Raw genomic sequence first — 19,854 nt, 5'->3', positions numbered from 1 at the left:
AAGGCTTTCCTTTGTTGTATTAATCAGTATCAGTCACCTTTTATACCAGCGCTGTTTGACAAAAACCAGGTATGGCTTTTTCAGCAGAAGCAACTGAAGTGATTTTGAAGAATATCTCACATTTGATTTCGTCATTTTCTAAAATTGAGGTGCTTAAAACAACCGGTGGAGTAGGAATATTTGTCCCCCAGTTAGTTGTTTTATCAAAAGTTGCTGAGAAGGTGGGCAAAGCATCGTTTTCATCTTCATCAAATTCTACTCCAGACATCCCTATCGTGATTACATCTGTCTCTTTATCTACAGATACTACCGTTCTGACCCCAATGTGATAGGGAACAGGTCCGTCCTCAATTTGGTGATGCTCCCATGTTAAAACAGTTCCATTAATATTAAAATTCCATCTCAATTCAAGATCGTCATCAGGATCAAGACCGTCATCCACTTCATGAACCCCCATACTTAATATTTCAACTTCAAACCGTTTGGGGAAAAGAGGTATAAAGCTGACATCACAAAATTCTTGTACGACAAGTTTACTGTTTTTGGCAACTTTCCGCTGATCGTCCGTTGTTTGCGTGCCTGCTATATGATTCATTAAGTTATCAGAATTCTTATTGTGGATAGGATCATTTGGATCTGTGCCTGGTCCTGGGTCATCATTAAAAAAATCGCCAGGTGTTTTCTCTCTCACAAAAAGAGCATGACCCAACTCATGTGCAAACACCTTTCCATTGGCGTTGTCTGTAAGTACTATGGAATGCTGCAGGTGTTCTTTCGGTGTAGAAAATGAAAAATGATGACATCCTGTACTACCGTCTTGAAAAGCATTTCCACCGATCCAATAAACAGCAATTGTGAGATCATCACAGCCTGGCCGTGTATTAAACAAATTAACAAGACGTTCACCAATGTCTGCATTACAGGTTATATCTTCAGCTCTTAGTTTTTCAAATGGCGGATCAGTTCTGACATGTTGAAGCTCGTCAATTCTGTTAACATTAAAAACAATCTCTGCATCGCACCAAATAGTGGATGCTTCCTGAACGATTTTGCAAATCTCTTCTTTTTGATGAGGATTATGGAAATAGGTTGAAGTCGGAGTGATATACATACACAGATTAACTACGCGGCATTTTTTAGCATTAATTTGTATAGCATCTTTTGGTTTTTCACGGCAAATATCGACCATTTGATCCTCCTATAAAGTGATTTGTATTCCTGCCTATAGAATGTCCATATGTATTTTTTTTATTAAGAGCTTTGCTTAATAACTGACTTTGAAATGATTGTAATAATAAGAGGCATTAGAACAGAGGATTTATCAGATAAAGGTATTTGTAAATAGTTTTTCTCCTTACGCGGAGCAGATGACAGAAGTTTACGTCGTGGTCTTAAATAATAGATTAATTCTCCAAGCAATTGATTTCGTCCCGTTCATATCCCTGCCAGACCCTTCAGAAATTGATACTAACAAAACGGTTCTAATCATATGTTTTACAAAAAGCACAAGAAGGAGTGTAACGTAGTTGCGAACAATGAAGGTTCGGCTATCGCCCCTTGTTGGTAATATCAATTTACCAACTGTTTTAAAAACAACTATACTGCCGGGTGACTCCGTTGAAAGATTATTTATTGCAACCCAAGTCGGAGAAATCTTTTACATAGGAGATGGAGTCATAAAGACTTTTTTGGATATTCGCCCAGATATTATAAAACTGGGTACTTTTGAACCTGGTGTTTCTCGAGGCGGGTATGATGAACGTGGATTACTGGGGATGGCGTTCCATCCGAACCTTTATTATAACGGTCTCTTTTATCTTCATTATTCAATGGCTGGAACACAAGGCCCGGGTGCTCTTTCCAAACAATTCAAGCCTGATCCATGTGATCCCAACACGTTAAACTTAAAGTGGACCAATCGAGAAACGAAATATGATCATATCGATACAGTGGAAGAATGGATATTACAATCAAATGGCCGGCCCCAAAAACGGCGAACATTACTTAATTTAAGAAGACCCTTTTTCAATCACAATGGAGTAAACAGCTTAAACTTTTCGCCTGAAAGCGGAAGGCTTATTTTAACAACAGGTGATGGCGGGGCGGGCTTTGATCATTTTAATTTAAGTCAGGATGATATGGAAATTGCGGGCAAAATAATTGAAATTGATGTGGTTAAGAATACCTTTATCAATAATCCGCCTGTTGTTACACGTTTTAATGAGCTTCCCGTTCCTATTCAGGAGACACTAACTGTAATTGCAAAAGGAGTCCGCAATATCACAGGCATATCATTTCAAAGGTTTCATAATCACTTCATCAAATATACGGGTAATGTGGGACAGGACCTTGCAGAGTCCGTTTTTTCATTCGTTCATTATAAACCAGTACCAGTTACCCAGCTTGTACAGCACGCTTCCTCCATGATATCCGCAACAGACCAAGAAGGATTTATCAATTTTGGCTGGCGTGGCTGGGAAGGTTCTTTTCCTACTATGATTAAAAAAGGCTGCTCTGCAAACTCTGCTATAGATGAGAAAGTCATCGCTTACCACAGTGAGGCCATAGAAACTTCGGTAAAACGGCTTGAACCTTTGACAAGTTATTATCATAAAGATGTCCGTCCAAATAAGTTTGGCGGTACTGCTCTTACAGGAGTCCAGCCATATCTCGGGAATAGCATCCCTGATTTATCAGGAAGCGTTGTATTTACCGATGCTGCCCGGCAAGAGTCTCAACCGGTCAGAGGTGTTCTGGCCTATACCAGGGCAAGAACCGATGGTAGCCCTAGTGATTTCGGAGTTATTGAAACCAATTATAATTTCGGTTCCCAATCTGCACTTTATATGAGCTTAGGAACGAATCTCGCTCAAACCAGACTATATTTAGGAGTGTACGGTTCCATGAAAGTCACTGATTTAAATAAAGGTACTATTTTTGAAGTTATTCCATAACTAAAATAACATTAGAGGTTTTTTCTCATTAAAGCTGCTATTTGTCTATTATCTTCTTGAGATGAGTTTTCCAGCTGTTGAATCACTAACTTCTGCCGCTCCACTGGATGATTCTGACTTAATTTCGCTTTTGCTTCTATTTTAGTAACCTTTATTCTGAACGGGACAATTCCTTTAGTCATCCCTTCGATAAAATCGGGTTCCACGTCATTTAAATGGTATGAACTATCAGGATGTTCATATTTATTGACCAGATCGTTCAGCGAATCTGCTATTATGTTTTTGTCCTCGACAACCTTTAACACTCCATACACATGGACAGAAACATAATTCCAGGTGGGTACCGCTTTATTTGTCTCATACCATGAAGGTGAAATATAACAGTGAGGGCCCTGAAAAACAGCAAGGACCTGTTGGTCTTCGGTATCCTTCCATTGTTCATTCTGTCGTGCAAAATGGCCGTATATTGCATTTTCAGATTGGTTAAACATCAGAGGAAGATGCGTCGCATACGGTTCTCCTTTATGCTGAGAAAATAACGTGGCAAAACCATTTTGCTCGATCACATCATAAATGACTTCTTCATCATCAATGTTAAAGGATTTAGGGATATACATAACATCCTTCCTTTCCTATACAGTTAGTTGAGTGGTTTGGTCAAGATAAGGTCCGTTTGTTCTTCATCCCCCATGTAAAAGGAATGCGCACCTCTTTGGACAAATCCTGCTTTCTTATAAAATGCGATGGCATTTTCATTCTTTTCCCATACACCCAGCAAAAGTGACATTAAAAAAGCTTGAAGACATGAAATTTTGTCTACAAGCTGAAACACGTGATGGATTTTCAGTTACATTCACCAGAAAATTAATACTTTTCTTTAGGAATCACGAATGTTAATACAATATAAATTAACCCCATTGGAAAAAATCCAGTAAATATTAATAGGATTAAAAATAAAATACGTAAGATCGTTGCATTTAAGCCGATATTTTGTGAAAGCCCGCCAATTATTCCTGAGACCATATTATTTGTACGTGATCGTTCAAATTTCATCATAGGTTTCCTTTCATATAAAAAGTTAATAGTTAATATTCCCTGACTTTTTATACATAAACCTAATCGGCCTAAAGGAACACTTACTTAAACCAGCCTTTTTCCTGAAAACGGGTAATCGCTTCAATCCGATTGGTGACTTCGAGTTTTTCTAGTATTGTTGAAATATAGTTTCTCACCGTTCCAGCTTTGATCGAAAGCTGATTGGCGATTTCCTTTGTATTTTTCCCATCGGCAATGAGGGTCAAGACCTCTTTTTCACGGTCAGTCAGCGGGTTCTCCTCGCTGTAGGCATCGTCTACGAGTTCTGGAGCATATACGCGCCTGCCTGCCATCACACTGCGGATGGAACTTGCCAATTCTTCACTGGGGCTGTCTTTCAGTAAATATCCCCGGACACCCGCCTTCATAGCCCGCTGGAAATATCCTGTACGGGCAAATGTCGTTAATATAATCACTTTGGCATCTGAATTTCTTAGTTCTTCCGCCGCTTCAAGTCCGGTTTTCACTGGCATTTCAATATCCATAATACAAATGTCCGGCTGATGCTGATGAACAAGCGAAACCGCTTTTTCTCCATCACTGGCCTTTCCCACAACTTCCATGTCCTCTTCTAAATTAAGCAGCAGACCCAGTGCCCCCAACATCATTTGCTGATCTTCCGCAATGACGATCCGAATCATTTGGCCCCCTCCTTTTCAGCGGTTTTTATGACATTCGGCACACGTATCATCAACGTAGTCCCTTCCTCTGAAAAGATTTCCAGACGTCCGTTAACAAATTCAAGCCGTTCTTTTATTCCCAATAATCCGTGACCTTTTGTTATTTCTTCATTTACTTTAATGCCTCTTCCGTTATCCTTCACAGAAATGATAACTTCGTTTGATGATTGCTCGAAGATGATATGGCAGGTGGTTGCGTTGCTGTGTTTTACAACATTGGTTACCGCTTCTTTTAAACACATGCTCAGAATGTTTTCTATCAGAAGGGAAACATTAGCCACATTTATTTTTTGATCGCCTATATATTCAATTTGAGCTGCTTTAAGTATTTGTTTCACATTGACGAGTTCCTCTTCTAATCGGATGCCCCGCATTTGAGACACCATTTTCCGAACTTCATTCAATGCTGTTCTGGCGGTTTGCTGGACATCATCCAACTGAGAATGAGCCTCCTCAGGGTCTTTTTCAATTAACTTTTTAGCCAAGTCGCTTTTTAATCCAATCAATGAAAGTTTTTGTCCTAACGTATCGTGCAGATCACGGGCAATCCGCTGTCGCTCCTGCTGCTTTACGAGTACGGAGTTTGCATCCTGCAATTGTTCTTCAAGCTGTTCTCGCTTTTTTCGGTTATATAAGCTGAATGGCATCAGGATGATACTGATCCAAATGATAATGATAAATGGCAGTTGTTTTAGGAACTGATCATCTTGAAAAACAATATTGAAATTAAAAGAGATGGTCATGCTGACAAGATGTATAATGTATAAGGAAATAAAAGGAATCCATTCTTTTATATTACCGATAAAATACGCGATAAAAAATGCAAAATAAATATAGTTGTAAAGGCTTGTCATCGTTATGGATATGGCAATCAGAATGCATGCCCAGGCGTATACTGGCCATCCTTTTGAAATGAAAGCAAAACGGTAACAGATAAAGAATAAAATGGTCAGTAAAATACCCACCACAATGGCTTTCGTGGAAGATGACTGGAATACAAAATAAAATGGCAAAATACTAAAAACGCTCCAAACATACGGAGAAATTCCAGTATTCCTTTGAAACAGCTTATAGATCTTTTTCATATTGAAACCTCTTTTGCGGTGTTAAATATCTAACATAATTGTATCACAATGGCTTTTCAAAACAGAAGGTCCTGAAGACATGGATTGAACCATGTTTTCAGGACTTTGTATGTTATGAGCCGCTTAGCTTGATTTTAAATAGGTTGCGTTCACTGTATTCTTTTTTGATTTTATCTTTTGAATGCCTTTAAAGCTAATAAACGTTCTGCGCTCCTCATCCCATAGGCGGAATCCAAGGGAACGAAGGCTTGAAGCAAGGGTAATTGTTTGGACATCCTGGAATGTTGAATTGATACTATGGACATCTTCCAAATGATAATTCGGCACTCTCGGGCTTAAATGATGAATATGATGGAATCCAATATTGCCTGTCAGCCATTGCAGAACTTTCGGAAGCTTATAATAAGAACTTCCATCCATAGCGGCTTTCACATAATCCCATTCTTCGTCATGTTCAAAATAAGAATCTTCAAACTGATGCTGTACATAGAACAGCCAGATGCCAGCTACTCCAGAGATGAAGAAAATCGGACCTTGCACCAGCAAAAATGCTTCCCATCCTACTGTCCAGCACATTAATCCAGCCAAGCCGGCAATGGAAAGATTCGTTAAATAAAGATTGATCCGTTCTTTGGATCTTGCTCCTTTACGGTTAAAGCGATTTGTAATCAGGAACACATAAATGGGTCCAAGACCAAACATAATGATTGGGTTTCGATACAATCGATAAGCCATGCGCTGCCAAAAAGAGGCTGCTAAATACTCATCTACCGTCATGATCCAAATATCACCTGTGCCACGTTTATTTAAATTACCACTTGTCGCATGGTGAATGTTATGTTCATGCTGCCATTGGTGATACGGAAATAAAGTCAGGATTCCCGTGAGTGTTCCGACTATTTTATTGGCTTTCCGGTTTTTAAAGAATGAATGGTGGCAGCAATCGTGAAAAATAATAAAAATCCGAGTCAAAAATCCTGCACCAATTATCGTCAGAGGCAAAGTAAGTAAAAATGAAACGGATAAACTTTCGTAAGCCAGATACCACAAAAGAATAAAAGGAACAAGAGTATTAATTAGCTGCAATAAACTATTTTTCGTACTTGGTTTTTCATATGGGGCAACTTGTTTACGTATATTTACGGCGTTTTTGTTTTTAGACATAGTATGCTTCCCTCCCATTAGTTCTACTCAAGTATACAGAAGGCAGTGTCTGCTTATAAGACATACGTGTCACCCCCAAAGTATGATAAATGTCATGTATCGCGCCAGATCTTTTATTTAACAATTGAGATAGGGGGAGGCGTCTAGCCTCCACATCCCCTCACACCACCGTACGTACGGTTCCGTATACGGCGGTTCCTGTTATGTCTGACGCAGAACATCGTATCTTGCAGTTAAACTCTTTAACCCTTGGGAAAGCCAGTAGGCTTTTCCAAGGGTTTTGTGCAGGATGGGGCTACTGGCGATTCGCCAGTAGCCCTTCCTTGAGTTCCCCCATTCATGGGCTTTATCTTTACGTACACCTAGAGCGCCTAGATTCCTAACCCGTGTTTTCGGGTTCTTCCACTCTTTCCAGCAGATCATTCTAAGCCTTCGACTTAACCAACCCTCCAGTGCCACTATAGTGGACCTTGTTTGGGCTAACGAGTAGTAACTCATCCACCCTACCAGATACTTGTTCATTTCTCTTATCCGGTTTTCCATCGCTATTGACCATCTTCTGCTCGTCAGTTCCCGAATTTTCTTCTTGAACCGTTGAATAGAGGATCGCGATATTCGGACTTTTGGGTCTTTATGGTTCGTAAAACTGAACCCAAGAAACTTTCGTTTCCATGGTCGATCAACGGCGCTTTTGGCTCGGTTCACCTTTAATTTCAGTTTCTTCTCAATGAATAACGTGATGGCCTTCATCACCCGTTCCCCTGCTCGTCTGGATTTCACATAGATATTACAGTCATCCGCATATCGTACAAAACGGTGTCCTCTGCGTTCCAACTCTTTATCCAGTTCATCCAATACAATGTTAGAAAGGAGAGGACTGAGAGGCCCTCCTTGGGGTGTTCCCTCGACGTTCATCGTGGTCAGCCCATTCTCCATCACACCGGCTTGCAGGTACCTTCGGATTAATTTGATGAGAGAGACGTCGGTTATCGTTCGTGCCAACGTGGTCATCAATCGGTCGTGGTTGACCTTGTCGAAGAACTTCTCTAAGTCGATATCAACCACCCATCGATATCCTTCCCGAATGTAAGATTGTGCGAGTTTTACTGCGTCATGGGCCCGTTTACCCGGCCGGAAACCAAAACTGCACGGTGAGAAGGTTGGGTCGTAAATCGGTGTTAAAGCCTGGGTTACTGCTTGTTGAATGAAACGATCGGTCACGGTCGGGATGCCCAATTTCCGTACTCCACCGTCTGGTTTCGGGATTTCGACTCGACGTACGGGGGATGGGAAATAGGTGCCTGACAATAGAGAACATTTCAGGTCGCCCCAGTGTTGAACCATATGCGCTCGTAGGTTTTGTACGGGCATTTCGTCCACTCCGTGACTGCCTTTATTCTTTTCTACGCGCTTGAGTGCCCGCAGTGTGTTCTCACGTGACACGATTCGTTCCATCATAAGATATTCCTCCTGCGTGAATGGACTTCCTGTTTGTGTCATCCTCATTCTCCACCCTCTTGAAGTCCCCGACGGGACTCACCGTCTCCTCCTTCAAGTAGGGATAACTTTTCTGGTTCATCGAACGGGATGTACGTGCAGGCGCCATTCTTCCTAACAAGTTCGGTCCTTCCTCCACGAAGTGCGAAGTACTATGACCTCTGCTGACTTCCTGCCGTTCAACGTCGTCTCACAACGACGCTTACCATGTGGGCATGGCGTACCGACAGGCTCTCCCCGGGTAAGGGTACAGACTTTCCTTCCATGTCCCCACTTCATTTACTCTGTGACACCTTTGGCAGTAAGGACTTTGACTTGTGCTGCAGCCTCATCCAATGTCACTTAGCCTCGTATGAAGTTCGTGTTCCTTGGGGCGGAAGTTTGCCGCCGACTTCCTTCAGCTATGCGAGTCGCCTCGCACCACCTTGTCTTAAGCTACTGTTACTACTGCCTTCACAGTTCGGGACTTTCACCCTATATCCTGCACCCATGCCGGGCACACAACAAAAGGGCACCATTTCTTAAGAGAAATGTGCCCTTGATTGATTTCAAGCTCTTCTATTTCAAGTGAAATTTATCTTCCTGTTTTCGCAAAGTTGGAGATGCGATCTCCAATTTCATCGCGAACACGCTGGAAGAACTCCCACTTCTCTTCTTCCGTCCCCTGAGCTTTCGCAGGATCATCAAACCCCCAGTGATCGCGTTTAACATGAGTGGGAGTCACCGGGCATTTATCTGCCGCATCCCCGCAAAGTGTTACCGCGAAGTCCGCATTGTTCAAGATTTCAGGGTCGATGATATCTGACGTTTGGTTGGAAATATCGATATTCACTTCCTTCATTGCTTTTACCGCATTAGGATTCAAGCCGTGAGCTTCGATCCCCGCACTTTTTACTTCCCATTCGTCACCCAAAATTTGTTTAGCCCAGCCTTCAGCCATTTGGCTTCTGCAAGAGTTTCCTGTACATAAGAAGTAGATTGTTTTTTTTGCCATTTGAAACACTCCTTTAAAAAATTAATGAATGATGGTTAACCAGATATACAGACCTGTCAGGGTAATGAACAGCGTTGGAACGGTTAAAACGATTCCTACTTTGAAATAGTATCCCCAAGAGATTTTGACCCCTTTAGTGTTTAGCACATGGAGCCAAAGCAGCGTGGCTAACGAACCAATTGGTGTGAGCTTAGGTCCAAGATCAGAACCGATGACATTTGCATAGATCAAGGCTTCTCTCATGGCACCAGAGGTATGGGTGTCTTGAATCGCCAGTGCATCAATCATCACTGTTGGCATATTGTTCATGATCGATGAGATAATGGCGGCAATAAAGCCCATTCCAATAGTTCCAACAAACAATCCATGGTGGGTGACATTCTGAATTAAGTCAGCCAAAAGACTGGTAAGCCCCACGTTTTTCAGTCCATATACGACTACATACATCCCAATGGAGAAAAAGACAACTGCCCATGGTGCTCCTTTGAGCACGGTTTTTGTATGAACGGCATTACTTTTTCGTGCCGTTTGCAAGAAAACAATCGCAATGATGCCTGCGATAAATGATACAGGCACGGAAAAGAACTCTCCAACAAAATAACCGACCAGCAAGGCAGCAAGTACAAACCAGGATGACTTAAACATCTCCACGTCTTTGATCGCATCTGCAGGATTCTTCAGTTGGTTGACGTCATACGATTTTGGGATGCTTTTTCTGAAATACAGATACAGCACCAGAATACTGGCTAATAAACTGAAGATGTTCGGAATAATCATTCGGCTGGCATACATTGAAAAACTGATGCCAAAGAAGTCGGCGGATACGATGTTCACCAGGTTACTAACCACTAGAGGCAGTGATGTTGTATCTGCAATAAATCCGCTGGCCATGATAAATGGCAGAATCATTTTGTCCTCAAATTTAAGGTTACGTACCATGGCGAGTACAATTGGTGTTAAAATCAATGCTGCTCCGTCATTGGCGAAAAAGGCTGCAACGACCGCCCCGAGTAGCGTAACCAACAAGAACATTTTGATTCCACTACCATTAGCAAAGCGGGCCATATGAAGAGCAGCCCATTCGAAAAACCCGATTTCATCTAAAATAAGGGAAATAATGATAACAGCCACAAAGGTTAGCGTGGCGTTCCAAACAATACCTGTTACATCGATCACATCCTGGAAGGAGACCACCTGGAAAATCAGGGCTAAGACGGCTCCCCCGCAAGCACTCCAACCAATATTAAGACCTCTCGGCTGCCAGATGACAAGTGTCAGTGTGACCAGGAAGATGGCACTGGCAATAATAACTGAACTCACAAAAACTGATACCTCCTATTCATCGCAACAAGTTACTCGGTTTCCTTGTGCTTCTAATTCTTCCACTCGATAATGTTGGCTGGGAAGATCTTTAATAATTTGCAGTACAAATGAATAGTACGGGTAGGAAGTGTTCAATGAATAGTAAATCCACTGGCCTTTTCTCCGTTCCTTCACAATCCCGCTGTCCCTTAGCTTTCGCAAATGCTGGCTGACAGCAGGCTGGCTCATGTCGAACAAATCCACAAATTCGCATACACAGCATTCATTTTCCGAAACGATTTTAACCATGGTCAACCGTGTTTTATCCCCTAGCAGCTTTAGGATACCCGCAGCGGTTCCTAAATCAAATGTTTTATTGGCAATCATATAAGCACCTCCTCATACAACATCATTTCCATCCATCATTATATAAGTATATACTTATATAAGCAACCTTAAATCACAGAATTAACAGTGGAAACCCCTTCCTTTTTACACATAAAAAAAGGTGGTCATTGGATATAATGGCCACCTCTTGTATAGTTTAGATTAAGCAGCAAGATGATGATGCAGTGATCTCAGTTAGTGTCTTAGGAGCACAACAATCCGATTCCACCACTTTTATGCTCTCTGCATCACTTTTGGTATAGAAGAACTCCCATTCGTTGCCGTCAGGATCAGTAACCCAGAATTTATCCTGAGTCGCGTAGCAACACGTCACGTCCATTTCTTCACGAGCAAAAAAGCCGATTTTTTCCAGGCGATCTTTGTGCTTTAATACCTCTTGTGCGTCTTCTACCTGAAATCCGAAGTGACCGACCTGGTTTCCTGAAACTTCGTCTTTCAAGTTTAACGTAAAGTTAAGTCCTGGATCATTTAATAAAAACTTCGCGTAATCCGATTCCACTTTAACAGGCGAAACATCAAAGACCTGGGAATAAAACTCAATGGACTTTTCTAAGTCAGTAACATTTAAACCAATATGTACATTCATGCTCATTCCTCCTAGTTAATCAAATTTTATTGATTAATAATAGTATATGAGTGACTTGATTAAAATACAACCCCTTTCATCAATTTTTTTTGATTAAATAAATTGACAACTTTCTGTTCGGCGATATACGATAAATTTACCAAAACGAGGTGATGAATTATGTACAATGAAATACCGCTTCAAAATCTTTCAGAAGATAAAGCGTTCGACAGGTATGAAAGGCAATTCAAAGCATTAGCCGATAAAAAGCGACTCCAAATCATGAACATTCTTACTCAAAAAGGAAGGACCTGTGTTTGTGATCTTACTCCTTTGATGGGTATGACCCAATCCAAGCTCTCTTATCATTTAAAGATCCTTTGGGACGCTGGAATCATCAATAAAGAAACCAAAGGAACCAACAGTTACTACAGCATTAACACGAAAGAGATTAATCATCTGCTTTCCCATGAGCTATGCTGTATTTTCAAACCCAGTTGTTAGTTTTAGTTATTAATCGATTTTTTTGATTGAAATATCAGTTTGTGAATGTTTTTCTCTGCTTACCTCGCAAGCATGTCAATTCTTCCACATGAGACACACAGATAACTTCATAATAAAGGATAGTTATATAGAAGTTATGAAGTTTCAGTATTTATTTTAAAAGCGTTTAATGCTTCTAACTAGAGGTTAAACAAGGACTGAACATCTTATTAAATAAGGAGGAATTGACGATGTCACATGAACAATTTAAGGAATGTATCGAGGAGTGCCTATCCTGCATGCAAGTGTGTAACCATTGCTTTAATGCATGCTTACAAGAAGATGATGTGAAAATGATGGCAGAATGCATTCGTTTAGACCGTGAATGCGCTGATATTTGTGCATATGCTGCTGATGCGATATCCCGAAATAGCCCATTTGCTTCTCAAATCTGTCAATTATGCGCAGAGATTTGTGAAGCGTGCGGCAATGAATGCCAAAAACATGACCATGATCATTGTCAGCAATGTGCAGAAGCATGCCTCCGGTGTGCTGAGGTTTGCCGTAAGATGGTGAGTTAAAAGCGATTGGCAGTAAGCAAAAGTAAGTTCATCAAAAAGGAGCGGTTAGCCAAAAACAGGCTCCCGCTCCTTTAAAATGGACTAAAAACTAAAATGTCCCTGTCTATTGAGACAGGAGCCATGCTGCAAAATTTTCAGGGGAAATTCATTATTGGAAAAACTAACGAATCTTTGACCTGTTCCTCCTGTGTTCTTTGCGGGCTGAAGCCGTTTCAAAAAGGCTTTTCTCTTCATCTGTTTGTGGTATCACTTTTGGCACCGCAACAGGTACACCATTTTCATCTACTGCAACCATTGTAAGAAAAGATTCCGTGGTTAACGTTTTATTTCCTGACAGTAAATCAGTTGAAACGACCTGTACATAGACTTCCATAGAGGAACGTCCCGTTGAAGTAATAAAAGCTTCCAAACTCAATGCATCTCCAACTTTTGCTGAAGATAAAAAATCAACAGAGTCTATCGAGGCTGTTACCACTACACGATTGCAGTGTTTCATGGCTGCCAATGCCGCGATCTCATCAATATACGCCAGTACCTTACCGCCAAAAATCGTCTGTAGATGATTTGTATCTGGAGGAAGAACCAGTCTGGTTTGAATGGTTCGTGACCGATCAACCGAATAAGCCTTCTCCATCTCCTTAACTCCTCAGCGCTTTCTGCAGAGTAACTTCTTCTCTGACTTGTTTAGCTGCTTCAACCATTACCTGCAGAGCGGATATGGTTTCATCTTCTCCGCGGGTTTTTAACCCGCAATCAGGGTTAATCCAAAATTGATGAACATCCAATACGTTGAGCGCTCTTTCGATGTTTTCTTTTATCTCATTTAAAAGAGGAATTCTTGGACTATGAATATCATAGACACCTAACCCAATCCCTTTGTCATACGTACTTTCTTCCAGAGCATGTATTAATTCTCCATGGCTTTTCGAAGTTTCAATTGAAATGACATCGGCATCCATTTCACTAATTGCTCCCATAATTTCTTTGAAGTTTGAATAACACATATGGGTATGGATTTGTGTTTCATTCTCTACCGAGGCAGTGGCCAATTTAAAGGCATTTACTGCTGCATGGAGATATCCCTCCTTCTTTTCCTCCTTTAAAGGCACACCCTCTCTTAAAGCTGGTTCATCCACCTGTATCATACGTATGCCATTTTCCTCGAGAATCCTGACCTCCTCCCGAAGAGCAAATGCAATTTGATTGGCTACCTCATATTTTGAGATATCATCCCTTGCAAATGACCAATTTAATATTGTGATTGGTCCTGTCAGCATCCCCTTTACCGGTTTCAAGGTTAAGGATTGAGCATAAAGGGTTTCTTTCAGGGTCATTGGCGCTCTAAAAGAGACATCCCCATATATGATTGGCGGCTTAACACAACGGGATCCATAGGATTGTACCCAGCCTAGTTCCGTTATTTGAAATCCCTCCAATTTCTCGCCGAAGTACTCAACCATATCCGTACGCTCAAACTCGCCATGCACAAAAACATCCAATCCAAGTTTTTCTTGAATTTTTATCCAACGTTCTGTTTCCTCTTTAATAAACTTTTCATACTGCATTTGATCAATTTGGCCCTTTCTCCATAATGAACGTTGTTTTTTCACTTCTGGAGTTTGAGGAAAGCTGCCGATCGTTGTAGTGGGAAGTAAAGGGAGCTGAAAAAATGATTGTTGCAGCTGCCGGCGCACCCGGAACGGTTCTTTTCGTTCCATGCTCAATTCTGCTTCCTTTGATTTTGCATCTGTTGTACTTTGTAGTGCTCTGAGTGCTTCTATCGCTCTTTTACTATCCGAAATTTGATTTTGTATCTCGGTTATTCCTTTATCTAGACCTTTCTTTATGATACTGATTTCATGTAACTTCTCGTCGGCAAAAGAGAGGGCATTTTTTATGTTGTCTTCCAGTTTCTTTTCATTTTTTTTAGTCACAGGGACATGCAATAGACTTGAAGATGGCTGAATGATCAAGCGGTCATCAGCCACATGCTGCTGAATGTTGTGGACAAGCGAAAACGTTTCCTCAAGATTTGCACGCCAGATATTCCTGCCATTTATTATCCCGGCAGCCAGTACCTTGTCTTCTGGAAAACCGTACTTTATAAGAGAATTCAAATTCTCTCCATCATCCTGAACAAAATCAAGTCCAATTCCATGTACAGGGAGTGAAACAATATCTTGATAATCATCTACACTTTCATAATAAGTTTGTAGAATGACTCTTATTCCATGTGCACTTTCCGTCAGGATTTTATATATTTCTTGAAAATAATCCACTTCCTCACGGGAAAGTGAAGTAGCTAAAACAGGCTCATCTATTTGCACCCAGGTTACACCTTCTGCTTCAAGTTCACGAAGCAACTGGGCATAAAGCGGTACATATTGGTCCACAACTGTTCTAAACAGGTCCTTCTTATATCCTTTTGATAATTTAACAAAAGTAACAGGACCTAAAATAACTGGCTTACCTTCAATATTGAGCTCTCGCTTTGCCTCTTGATAGAGTTGGAGTGGACGGTTTTCGATTAGAGAAGGCTTTGTCTCGTCCAATTCAGGGACGATATAGTGATAGTTTGTGTTAAACCATTTTGTCATCTCAGAAGCGACAGCTTCTTTTGTGCCCCGGGCTATGTCATAATACGTTTTAATTGATGCTTTTCCACCATATTCATTAAATCGCTTGGGCACCAGACCAAACATCACAGCCGTATCAAGGACGTGATCATAAAAGCTGAAGTCACCAACCGGGATCATATCAATTCCCAAATCTTGTTGCTTGCGCAGGTGCTGCAGGCGAATCTCTTTCATTTTTTCCTGAAACTCATCCTCCTCCATTCCTCCTGCCCAATATTTCTCCATTACTTTTTTCCATTCACGATTTTCACCAATTCTCGGATAACCCAGATTTGAACTTTTAATAGACATTATTTCCACTCCTTAAAAATAGTTTATCTCAACCAAAAACCCCCCTTTTCTACAGAAAAGGGGGGTTTAAACATCACTAACTAGAATTGAGATATTGAATCTTCCTCAACAAAAAGTGATCACCCTCTCTATCGTCCGTAGAGCACAAGCGCATACAACAGGCAGGTCTCCTGACTAAGGGTCATTGCTTCCTTTCATCCTTCCCATTTCATCTATGAAACAGTGGTATTTGAAAAGTCGCTCTCCATTACAGTGGCGGGACCGTGCCGGATTTTCACCGGTCTTCCCTTTTAAGCTGAATATAAAATTCAGCACCTGATGCATTATGTATTCATTTGTTATTTTTCAATAAAAAAGCCTCTCAAATTTTGAGAGGACCAGATTTATGAAATCATCCCCTCTTATTTCTCAAAGCAGATTGCTTTGCAGGAATTAGCACCTTTTCATCATATTGAAAGGTTGCTGGGTTTCATCGGGCCGGCCCCTCCACCTCTCTAAATAAGAGATATTCATTAAATATTTTGAATTAATAGTGATAATAGCATTATAAACTATCAGTGTCAAAACAATATTTGGCGGAATCTTTATATTGCAGTGCTTTTTACAGAAAAATTCATGACGCAATTCTTTCCTTTTTTTCTTTTTTCTTGATGTAAAGGACCCCCTCAATAAACGCTACAGCAATTAAAGAAAGACCAAATAGCGGCATAATCATACCTAAAAACACCATGAAGAAAACAAAACTGATCGAAAGACCGTTGGAGGCAACGGGCGGAGCTGATAGCTCCCCTTTTCTTTTTCTAGTCAGCCACGTCTTCATCCCCAAAAAGATAACTAAAAGGAAGGACAGACAAACAGCCAGATTCAATAACTTATTGGGCCAGCCGAATAAATGGCCTTCGTGTAACGGAATGCCCCAGGTGAACCATTTGGCCAATATACCGTATTCTTTATAGCCCACTTTCGAGAGGAACTTTCCACTATATTGATCAAAATAGGCTGTCATTTCATCATCCGGGTTCACATCCAAACCTGTGATACCGGTGTTGCTGCTTTTGGATACGGTATAAACCCCTTTTTCCGTTGAAGGGTAATTAATGGTATAAGGCTTTTGAATAGTTGCTTCATCGGCCTTGTTTATCAACTGTTCAATACTAATCATGGCACTTTGATCCTGCTTGTCCTGCATATGTTGCATTCCCGCATGATGTTCATTCTCAACCTCAGAGGATGGAGCCTTGTTTTTTCGGGTAGCCCAGGGGATTTCGCTCCTATCAGATTCGGGTGGCTGTTGCTTCAGCATTGGAGTTCCAATCGATGGGTGCTTTTGAGCTGCGGAATAGATAAAGTCACCCATAAATACAGACCAGGGCAAACCTGTAAAAATAATAATAATCATAGGAATCGTAATAACGGTACCCACCCAAGCATGCCACTTCCTGCTTTTTTGCCGCTTGGAAGAATTCTTTCTTTTCTTCAATGCTCTGCTCTTCATCGTCATGTAAAGACCGGTTAAAAGTAAAAAGATTGCCCAGCAGGCGGCTAGTTCCACTAAATAATTGACGGCCGTACCGCCAACAAAAAGTGAACTATGAATCTCTCTCATCATATTGGAAAAAGTATATTTCGCATTTTGAGTCCCAACTACTTCATAGTGATCATCAAGAAAGACATATTTTTGATCTCCGTCCTGGTTGGTCATTGTTAATCTAGTATTATAGGGATCATCCAATACGATAACCTTAGCGACAGAATAACCTTTATTAAGTTGTACCGCCTTTTCAATTCCTTCGTCGATCGCTAATTTTTCCAATGATGCACTGTTTCCAAAGAATAAATGATCGTACGCTTTATTTTCTACATTTGTATAAAATAAATACCCGATGCCACTCAGCGTTAATGTGATCAATAAAGGTGCGATAAATAATGCGGCATAAAAATGCCAGCGCCATAAACGATTATAATAGCTTGTTTTCACTTCTCAACCTCCATGATGACTTAGGATGTTTTCCCCAAAAACTATCCTGAGTATAAAGGCTAACTCCTCCACCGTCATCGCTCCATGGAGTGATTTTAATAGACAATCATGCAAAACAAAAAGGCAGCCTTCACCTGAAAGGTCCACCTTTCTACTTCTTTTATGACTCTTCCTCTTTACTGCTTTCTTTATTATAGGCGACGCCGCATGAGCATCTGCTGTCACCAAACAACAAATGATAGGAGGTGGGGAATTCCTGATTGACTCGCTGAACCTCCCTCGCAAACTCTCTGGAGTCAGATGGAACTTTTGAAAGGGCATCGGCCTTTTTCTGTGTATCAATATAAGCACCCGGCGGAACGAATCGATTCTTTCGTACATGAACACCATTGGTGACAACCGCATTATAGGCAATAAATACACCATCTTCAACAATCGCATCATATACAATGGCCTTGAAGCCGACAAATACATTTTTTCCGATAAAACAAGGACCATGAATAAGAGCCCCGTGAGCAACGGAAACCTTTTTATCGATAAATATGGAATATTCCTTACCGTCTACACTGACAAATCGATTCAATAAACCATGTAAAATGACACCATCTTGGAGATTGGTATTTGAGCCAATATAAAATGGAGTCCCTTCATCAGCGCGGATACTGACAAGAGGAGCCACATACACGTTTTTCATGATAGCTACATCGCCGATCACACTGGTAAATGGACTAATAAAAGCACTTTTATCAATCTTGGGTGAAATCTGAACAGGATTAAACGAGGTCTTGGGGTTTGGACTAATAAATGGCTTAAAGCAACAATCGGTGTTCTTTTGATGAAATGAAGATGATTCTTCTTGGTGTTTCAAGCAAGCCACCTCTTTATATACTCATTTAAATCAGTATATGCACTTTAAAAATATAGGCGACACTAATCAACTCTGTCATGAAACAGGGCTTTAAGAAATCTCCTCCTAAAATATTTAAATAGTTTATTATAATAGTATAGAAATTTTTAACTGATTGGGTTATTATTACATAGTTATTTATTTACATTTACAGGGGGATAATTTACAGGTGAAAAAACCAACATTGATATTCGCTGCTTTACTAAGCAGTAGTCTGATATTCATAAGCACAACTACAACAGCGGCCACAAAGACAACCGCTGTGCATTTTATGGATGTGGGCCAGGGGGACGGCACATATATTAAAACCGCCGGCGGTGATGATGTAATCATCGATGCTGGAAACAAAGATGGCAGCGATGTGGTTGCCTACTTGAAAAAGCAAAAAGTGAAAGATATTGAAGTTATGATCGCAACACATCCGGATGCCGACCATATTGGCGGACTGGACGAAGTATTAAAGGCATTCAAGGTGAAGTCCGTATATGCACCAAAAGTCTCTCATACAAGTCAAGCCTACAAAGATTTCCTGCTCGCCGTAAAACGTGAAGGGTTGACTATCAAAACGGCGAAAAAGGACGTAAAGGTGCCGCTTAAGGGTGTATCTGCCAAGTTTGTCGCGCCTGTAAAAACTTACAGCAAAAGTGACTTGAACGACTGGAGTGCTGTTCTTCGATTGGTGTATGGCAAGAAATCATTCCTGTTCACGGGTGATGCCGAAGCAAAATCAGAAGCTGATATGATTAAGTCCAAACAAACCTTAAAAGCGAATGTTCTGAAGGTAGGACACCATGGAGCCAAAACATCATCAAGTACCGCATTCATCAAAGCGGTGAACCCGCAGTATTCCGTTATTTCTGTCGGTAAAAAGAATCATTACGGCCACCCTACAAAAGAAGTATTGAACCGTTTGAAGAAAACGAAAGTATATCGAACCGATCAAAAAGGTTCCATCGTCTTTACAACCAACGGCTCAACATTGACTGTAAAAACGGAGAAGAAGTAATGAAGAAAGTCAAAGGAATCATTGACCGCTTCGAGGGTAAATATGCTGTCGTTGAGATCGGAAATGAAACCAGGGACATTCTCCGCTCTAACCTGCCTGAACATGTTCAAACCGGTGATGTTGTTTACTTTAAAGGCGATAAAGTTGTTGTCGATAAGGAAGAGACAGAAAAACGGAGAAAAGAAATTGAAGATTTGATGGATGAGGTTTGGGAGGATTAGAAAAAGC

The 19,854-nt window shown here is 40.8% G+C and carries 21 protein-coding genes, 1 pseudogene and 2 riboswitches; of the genes and pseudogenes, 5 read left to right on the top strand and 17 right to left on the bottom strand.

The genetic code is table 11. The annotated features are described in order from the left end of the window. Positions 1-40 precede the first annotated feature (40 nt). On the bottom strand, positions 41-1,189 hold the full coding sequence (locus QYB97_RS17950; RefSeq protein ID WP_301167391.1) for a hypothetical protein: 1,149 nt from the start codon (positions 1,187-1,189) through the stop codon (positions 41-43). 346 nt (positions 1,190-1,535) lie between these two features. On the opposite strand from QYB97_RS17950, the gene QYB97_RS17945 reads away from it, so the two are divergent. Next, on the top strand, positions 1,536-2,954 hold the full coding sequence (locus QYB97_RS17945; RefSeq protein ID WP_301167406.1) for a PQQ-dependent sugar dehydrogenase: 1,419 nt from the start codon (positions 1,536-1,538) through the stop codon (positions 2,952-2,954). Between the two features lie 11 nt (positions 2,955-2,965). Here QYB97_RS17945 and QYB97_RS17940 read toward each other — a convergent pair whose 3' ends face one another. The 12 genes and pseudogenes from QYB97_RS17940 to QYB97_RS17885 all read right to left on the bottom strand — a co-directional run bounded on the left by QYB97_RS17940 (position 2,966) and on the right by QYB97_RS17885 (position 11,765). Continuing rightward, complete coding sequence (locus QYB97_RS17940) at positions 2,966-3,571, bottom strand: FMN-binding negative transcriptional regulator (RefSeq protein ID WP_301167390.1); 606 nt, start codon at positions 3,569-3,571, stop codon at positions 2,966-2,968. 23 nt (positions 3,572-3,594) lie between these two features. Further along, positions 3,595-3,738 (bottom strand): annotated as a pseudogene (locus tag QYB97_RS17935) (GNAT family N-acetyltransferase); the annotation flags it as partial. Between the two features lie 80 nt (positions 3,739-3,818). After that, positions 3,819-4,007, bottom strand: a complete 189-nt coding sequence (locus QYB97_RS17930; RefSeq protein ID WP_301167389.1) for a PspC domain-containing protein — start codon at positions 4,005-4,007, stop codon at positions 3,819-3,821. Positions 4,008-4,090: 83 nt separating this feature from the next. Continuing rightward, entirely contained in the window at positions 4,091-4,690 is a 600-nt protein-coding gene (locus QYB97_RS17925; protein WP_301167388.1) for a response regulator transcription factor, read from the bottom strand. After that, positions 4,687-5,814 carry a sensor histidine kinase gene (locus QYB97_RS17920; protein WP_301167387.1) on the bottom strand — a complete coding sequence of 376 codons (1,128 nt, stop codon included), beginning with the start codon at positions 5,812-5,814 and terminating at the stop codon, positions 4,687-4,689. Before QYB97_RS17920 ends, QYB97_RS17925 begins: the two co-directional genes overlap by 4 nt. Before the next feature lie 123 nt (positions 5,815-5,937). Then, a complete protein-coding gene (desA, locus tag QYB97_RS17915) occupies positions 5,938-6,978 on the bottom strand; it encodes a Delta(5) desaturase DesA (RefSeq protein WP_301167386.1) in 1,041 nt (346 codons plus the stop codon). A gap of 201 nt (positions 6,979-7,179) precedes the next feature. Continuing rightward, positions 7,180-8,436, bottom strand: coding sequence for a group II intron reverse transcriptase/maturase (ltrA, locus tag QYB97_RS17910; RefSeq protein WP_301167385.1), 1,257 nt, complete (start codon positions 8,434-8,436; stop codon positions 7,180-7,182). After that, positions 8,411-8,596, bottom strand: a complete 186-nt coding sequence (locus QYB97_RS17905) for a hypothetical protein (RefSeq protein WP_301167384.1) — start codon at positions 8,594-8,596, stop codon at positions 8,411-8,413. The genes ltrA and QYB97_RS17905 overlap by 26 nt, the downstream gene beginning before the upstream one ends. A 453-nt stretch (positions 8,597-9,049) precedes the next feature. Beyond that, complete coding sequence (gene arsC / locus QYB97_RS17900) at positions 9,050-9,469, bottom strand: arsenate reductase (thioredoxin) (protein ID WP_301167383.1); 420 nt, start codon at positions 9,467-9,469, stop codon at positions 9,050-9,052. Between the two features lie 21 nt (positions 9,470-9,490). Further along, the gene (locus tag QYB97_RS17895; RefSeq protein WP_301167382.1) at positions 9,491-10,789 is read right to left on the bottom strand and encodes an arsenic transporter; all 1,299 of its coding nucleotides are present in this window, start codon (positions 10,787-10,789) and stop codon (positions 9,491-9,493) included. Between the two features lie 15 nt (positions 10,790-10,804). Further along, positions 10,805-11,155 carry an ArsR/SmtB family transcription factor gene (locus QYB97_RS17890; protein ID WP_425589822.1) on the bottom strand — a complete coding sequence of 117 codons (351 nt, stop codon included), beginning with the start codon at positions 11,153-11,155 and terminating at the stop codon, positions 10,805-10,807. Positions 11,156-11,315: 160 nt separating this feature from the next. Beyond that, entirely contained in the window at positions 11,316-11,765 is a 450-nt protein-coding gene (locus QYB97_RS17885; RefSeq protein WP_301167380.1) for an ArsI/CadI family heavy metal resistance metalloenzyme, read from the bottom strand. A 159-nt stretch (positions 11,766-11,924) separates the two neighbouring features. On the opposite strand from QYB97_RS17885, the gene QYB97_RS17880 reads away from it, so the two are divergent. Together QYB97_RS17880 and QYB97_RS17875 are read left to right on the top strand one after the other, a co-directional pair. Further along, a complete protein-coding gene (locus QYB97_RS17880; protein ID WP_301167379.1) occupies positions 11,925-12,248 on the top strand; it encodes an ArsR/SmtB family transcription factor in 324 nt (107 codons plus the stop codon). A 230-nt stretch (positions 12,249-12,478) separates the two neighbouring features. Further along, the gene (locus tag QYB97_RS17875; RefSeq protein ID WP_301167378.1) at positions 12,479-12,808 is read left to right on the top strand and encodes a four-helix bundle copper-binding protein; all 330 of its coding nucleotides are present in this window, start codon (positions 12,479-12,481) and stop codon (positions 12,806-12,808) included. Between the two features lie 160 nt (positions 12,809-12,968). Here QYB97_RS17875 and QYB97_RS17870 read toward each other — a convergent pair whose 3' ends face one another. From QYB97_RS17870 to QYB97_RS17855, 4 genes are all read right to left on the bottom strand, one after another. Further along, positions 12,969-13,442: an acyl-CoA thioesterase gene (locus tag QYB97_RS17870; RefSeq protein WP_301167377.1), complete on the bottom strand. Its 474-nt coding sequence runs from the start codon at positions 13,440-13,442 to the stop codon at positions 12,969-12,971. Positions 13,443-13,446: 4 nt separating this feature from the next. Then, positions 13,447-15,735 (bottom strand): 5-methyltetrahydropteroyltriglutamate--homocysteine S-methyltransferase, encoded by a 2,289-nt coding sequence (metE, locus tag QYB97_RS17865; RefSeq protein WP_425589820.1) that lies wholly within the window; start codon positions 15,733-15,735, stop codon positions 13,447-13,449. A gap of 143 nt (positions 15,736-15,878) precedes the next feature. Beyond that, positions 15,879-16,069, bottom strand: a riboswitch (cobalamin riboswitch). A 64-nt stretch (positions 16,070-16,133) separates the two neighbouring features. Further along, positions 16,134-16,240: riboswitch (SAM riboswitch) on the bottom strand. A 108-nt stretch (positions 16,241-16,348) separates the two neighbouring features. Then, entirely contained in the window at positions 16,349-17,713 is a 1,365-nt protein-coding gene (locus QYB97_RS17860) for a PepSY-associated TM helix domain-containing protein (protein WP_301167376.1), read from the bottom strand. Positions 17,714-17,873: 160 nt separating this feature from the next. Next, positions 17,874-18,581 (bottom strand): LbetaH domain-containing protein, encoded by a 708-nt coding sequence (locus QYB97_RS17855; RefSeq protein WP_301167375.1) that lies wholly within the window; start codon positions 18,579-18,581, stop codon positions 17,874-17,876. A 223-nt stretch (positions 18,582-18,804) separates the two neighbouring features. On the opposite strand from QYB97_RS17855, the gene QYB97_RS17850 reads away from it, so the two are divergent. Both QYB97_RS17850 and QYB97_RS17845 read left to right on the top strand, forming a co-directional pair. After that, positions 18,805-19,626 carry a ComEC/Rec2 family competence protein gene (locus QYB97_RS17850; protein WP_425589821.1) on the top strand — a complete coding sequence of 274 codons (822 nt, stop codon included), beginning with the start codon at positions 18,805-18,807 and terminating at the stop codon, positions 19,624-19,626. Beyond that, positions 19,626-19,847, top strand: a complete 222-nt coding sequence (locus tag QYB97_RS17845) for a DUF3006 domain-containing protein (RefSeq protein ID WP_301167374.1) — start codon at positions 19,626-19,628, stop codon at positions 19,845-19,847. The genes QYB97_RS17850 and QYB97_RS17845 overlap by 1 nt, the downstream gene beginning before the upstream one ends. Positions 19,848-19,854 lie beyond the last annotated feature (7 nt).

This window comes from Fictibacillus fluitans (assembly GCF_030418125.1).
Taxonomy (GTDB): domain Bacteria; phylum Bacillota; class Bacilli; order Bacillales; family Fictibacillaceae; genus Fictibacillus_C; species Fictibacillus_C fluitans.
This window is presented reverse-complemented; position numbering and strand designations above follow the sequence as displayed.

Bases quoted from the DNA above. Each gene is read 5' to 3' on its own strand.
- QYB97_RS17870 (WP_301167377.1), bottom strand. From the start codon at position 13,442: ATGGAGAAGGCTTATTCGGTTGATCGGTCACGAACCATTCAAACCAGA.
- QYB97_RS17845 (WP_301167374.1), top strand. From the start codon at position 19,626: ATGAAGAAAGTCAAAGGAATCATTGACCGCTTCGAGGGTAAATATGCT.
- QYB97_RS17950 (WP_301167391.1), bottom strand. From the start codon at position 1,189: ATGGTCGATATTTGCCGTGAAAAACCAAAAGATGCTATACAAATTAAT.
- ltrA (WP_301167385.1), bottom strand. From the start codon at position 8,436: ATGATGGAACGAATCGTGTCACGTGAGAACACACTGCGGGCACTCAAG.
- QYB97_RS17940 (WP_301167390.1), bottom strand. From the start codon at position 3,571: ATGTATATCCCTAAATCCTTTAACATTGATGATGAAGAAGTCATTTAT.
- QYB97_RS17875 (WP_301167378.1), top strand. From the start codon at position 12,479: ATGTCACATGAACAATTTAAGGAATGTATCGAGGAGTGCCTATCCTGC.
- desA (WP_301167386.1), bottom strand. From the start codon at position 6,978: ATGTCTAAAAACAAAAACGCCGTAAATATACGTAAACAAGTTGCCCCA.
- QYB97_RS17930 (WP_301167389.1), bottom strand. From the start codon at position 4,007: ATGAAATTTGAACGATCACGTACAAATAATATGGTCTCAGGAATAATT.
- arsC (WP_301167383.1), bottom strand. From the start codon at position 9,469: ATGGCAAAAAAAACAATCTACTTCTTATGTACAGGAAACTCTTGCAGA.
- QYB97_RS17925 (WP_301167388.1), bottom strand. From the start codon at position 4,690: ATGATTCGGATCGTCATTGCGGAAGATCAGCAAATGATGTTGGGGGCA.
- metE (WP_425589820.1), bottom strand. From the start codon at position 15,735: ATGTCTATTAAAAGTTCAAATCTGGGTTATCCGAGAATTGGTGAAAAT.
- QYB97_RS17880 (WP_301167379.1), top strand. From the start codon at position 11,925: ATGTACAATGAAATACCGCTTCAAAATCTTTCAGAAGATAAAGCGTTC.
- QYB97_RS17945 (WP_301167406.1), top strand. From the start codon at position 1,536: ATGAAGGTTCGGCTATCGCCCCTTGTTGGTAATATCAATTTACCAACT.
- QYB97_RS17885 (WP_301167380.1), bottom strand. From the start codon at position 11,765: ATGAATGTACATATTGGTTTAAATGTTACTGACTTAGAAAAGTCCATT.
- QYB97_RS17920 (WP_301167387.1), bottom strand. From the start codon at position 5,814: ATGAAAAAGATCTATAAGCTGTTTCAAAGGAATACTGGAATTTCTCCG.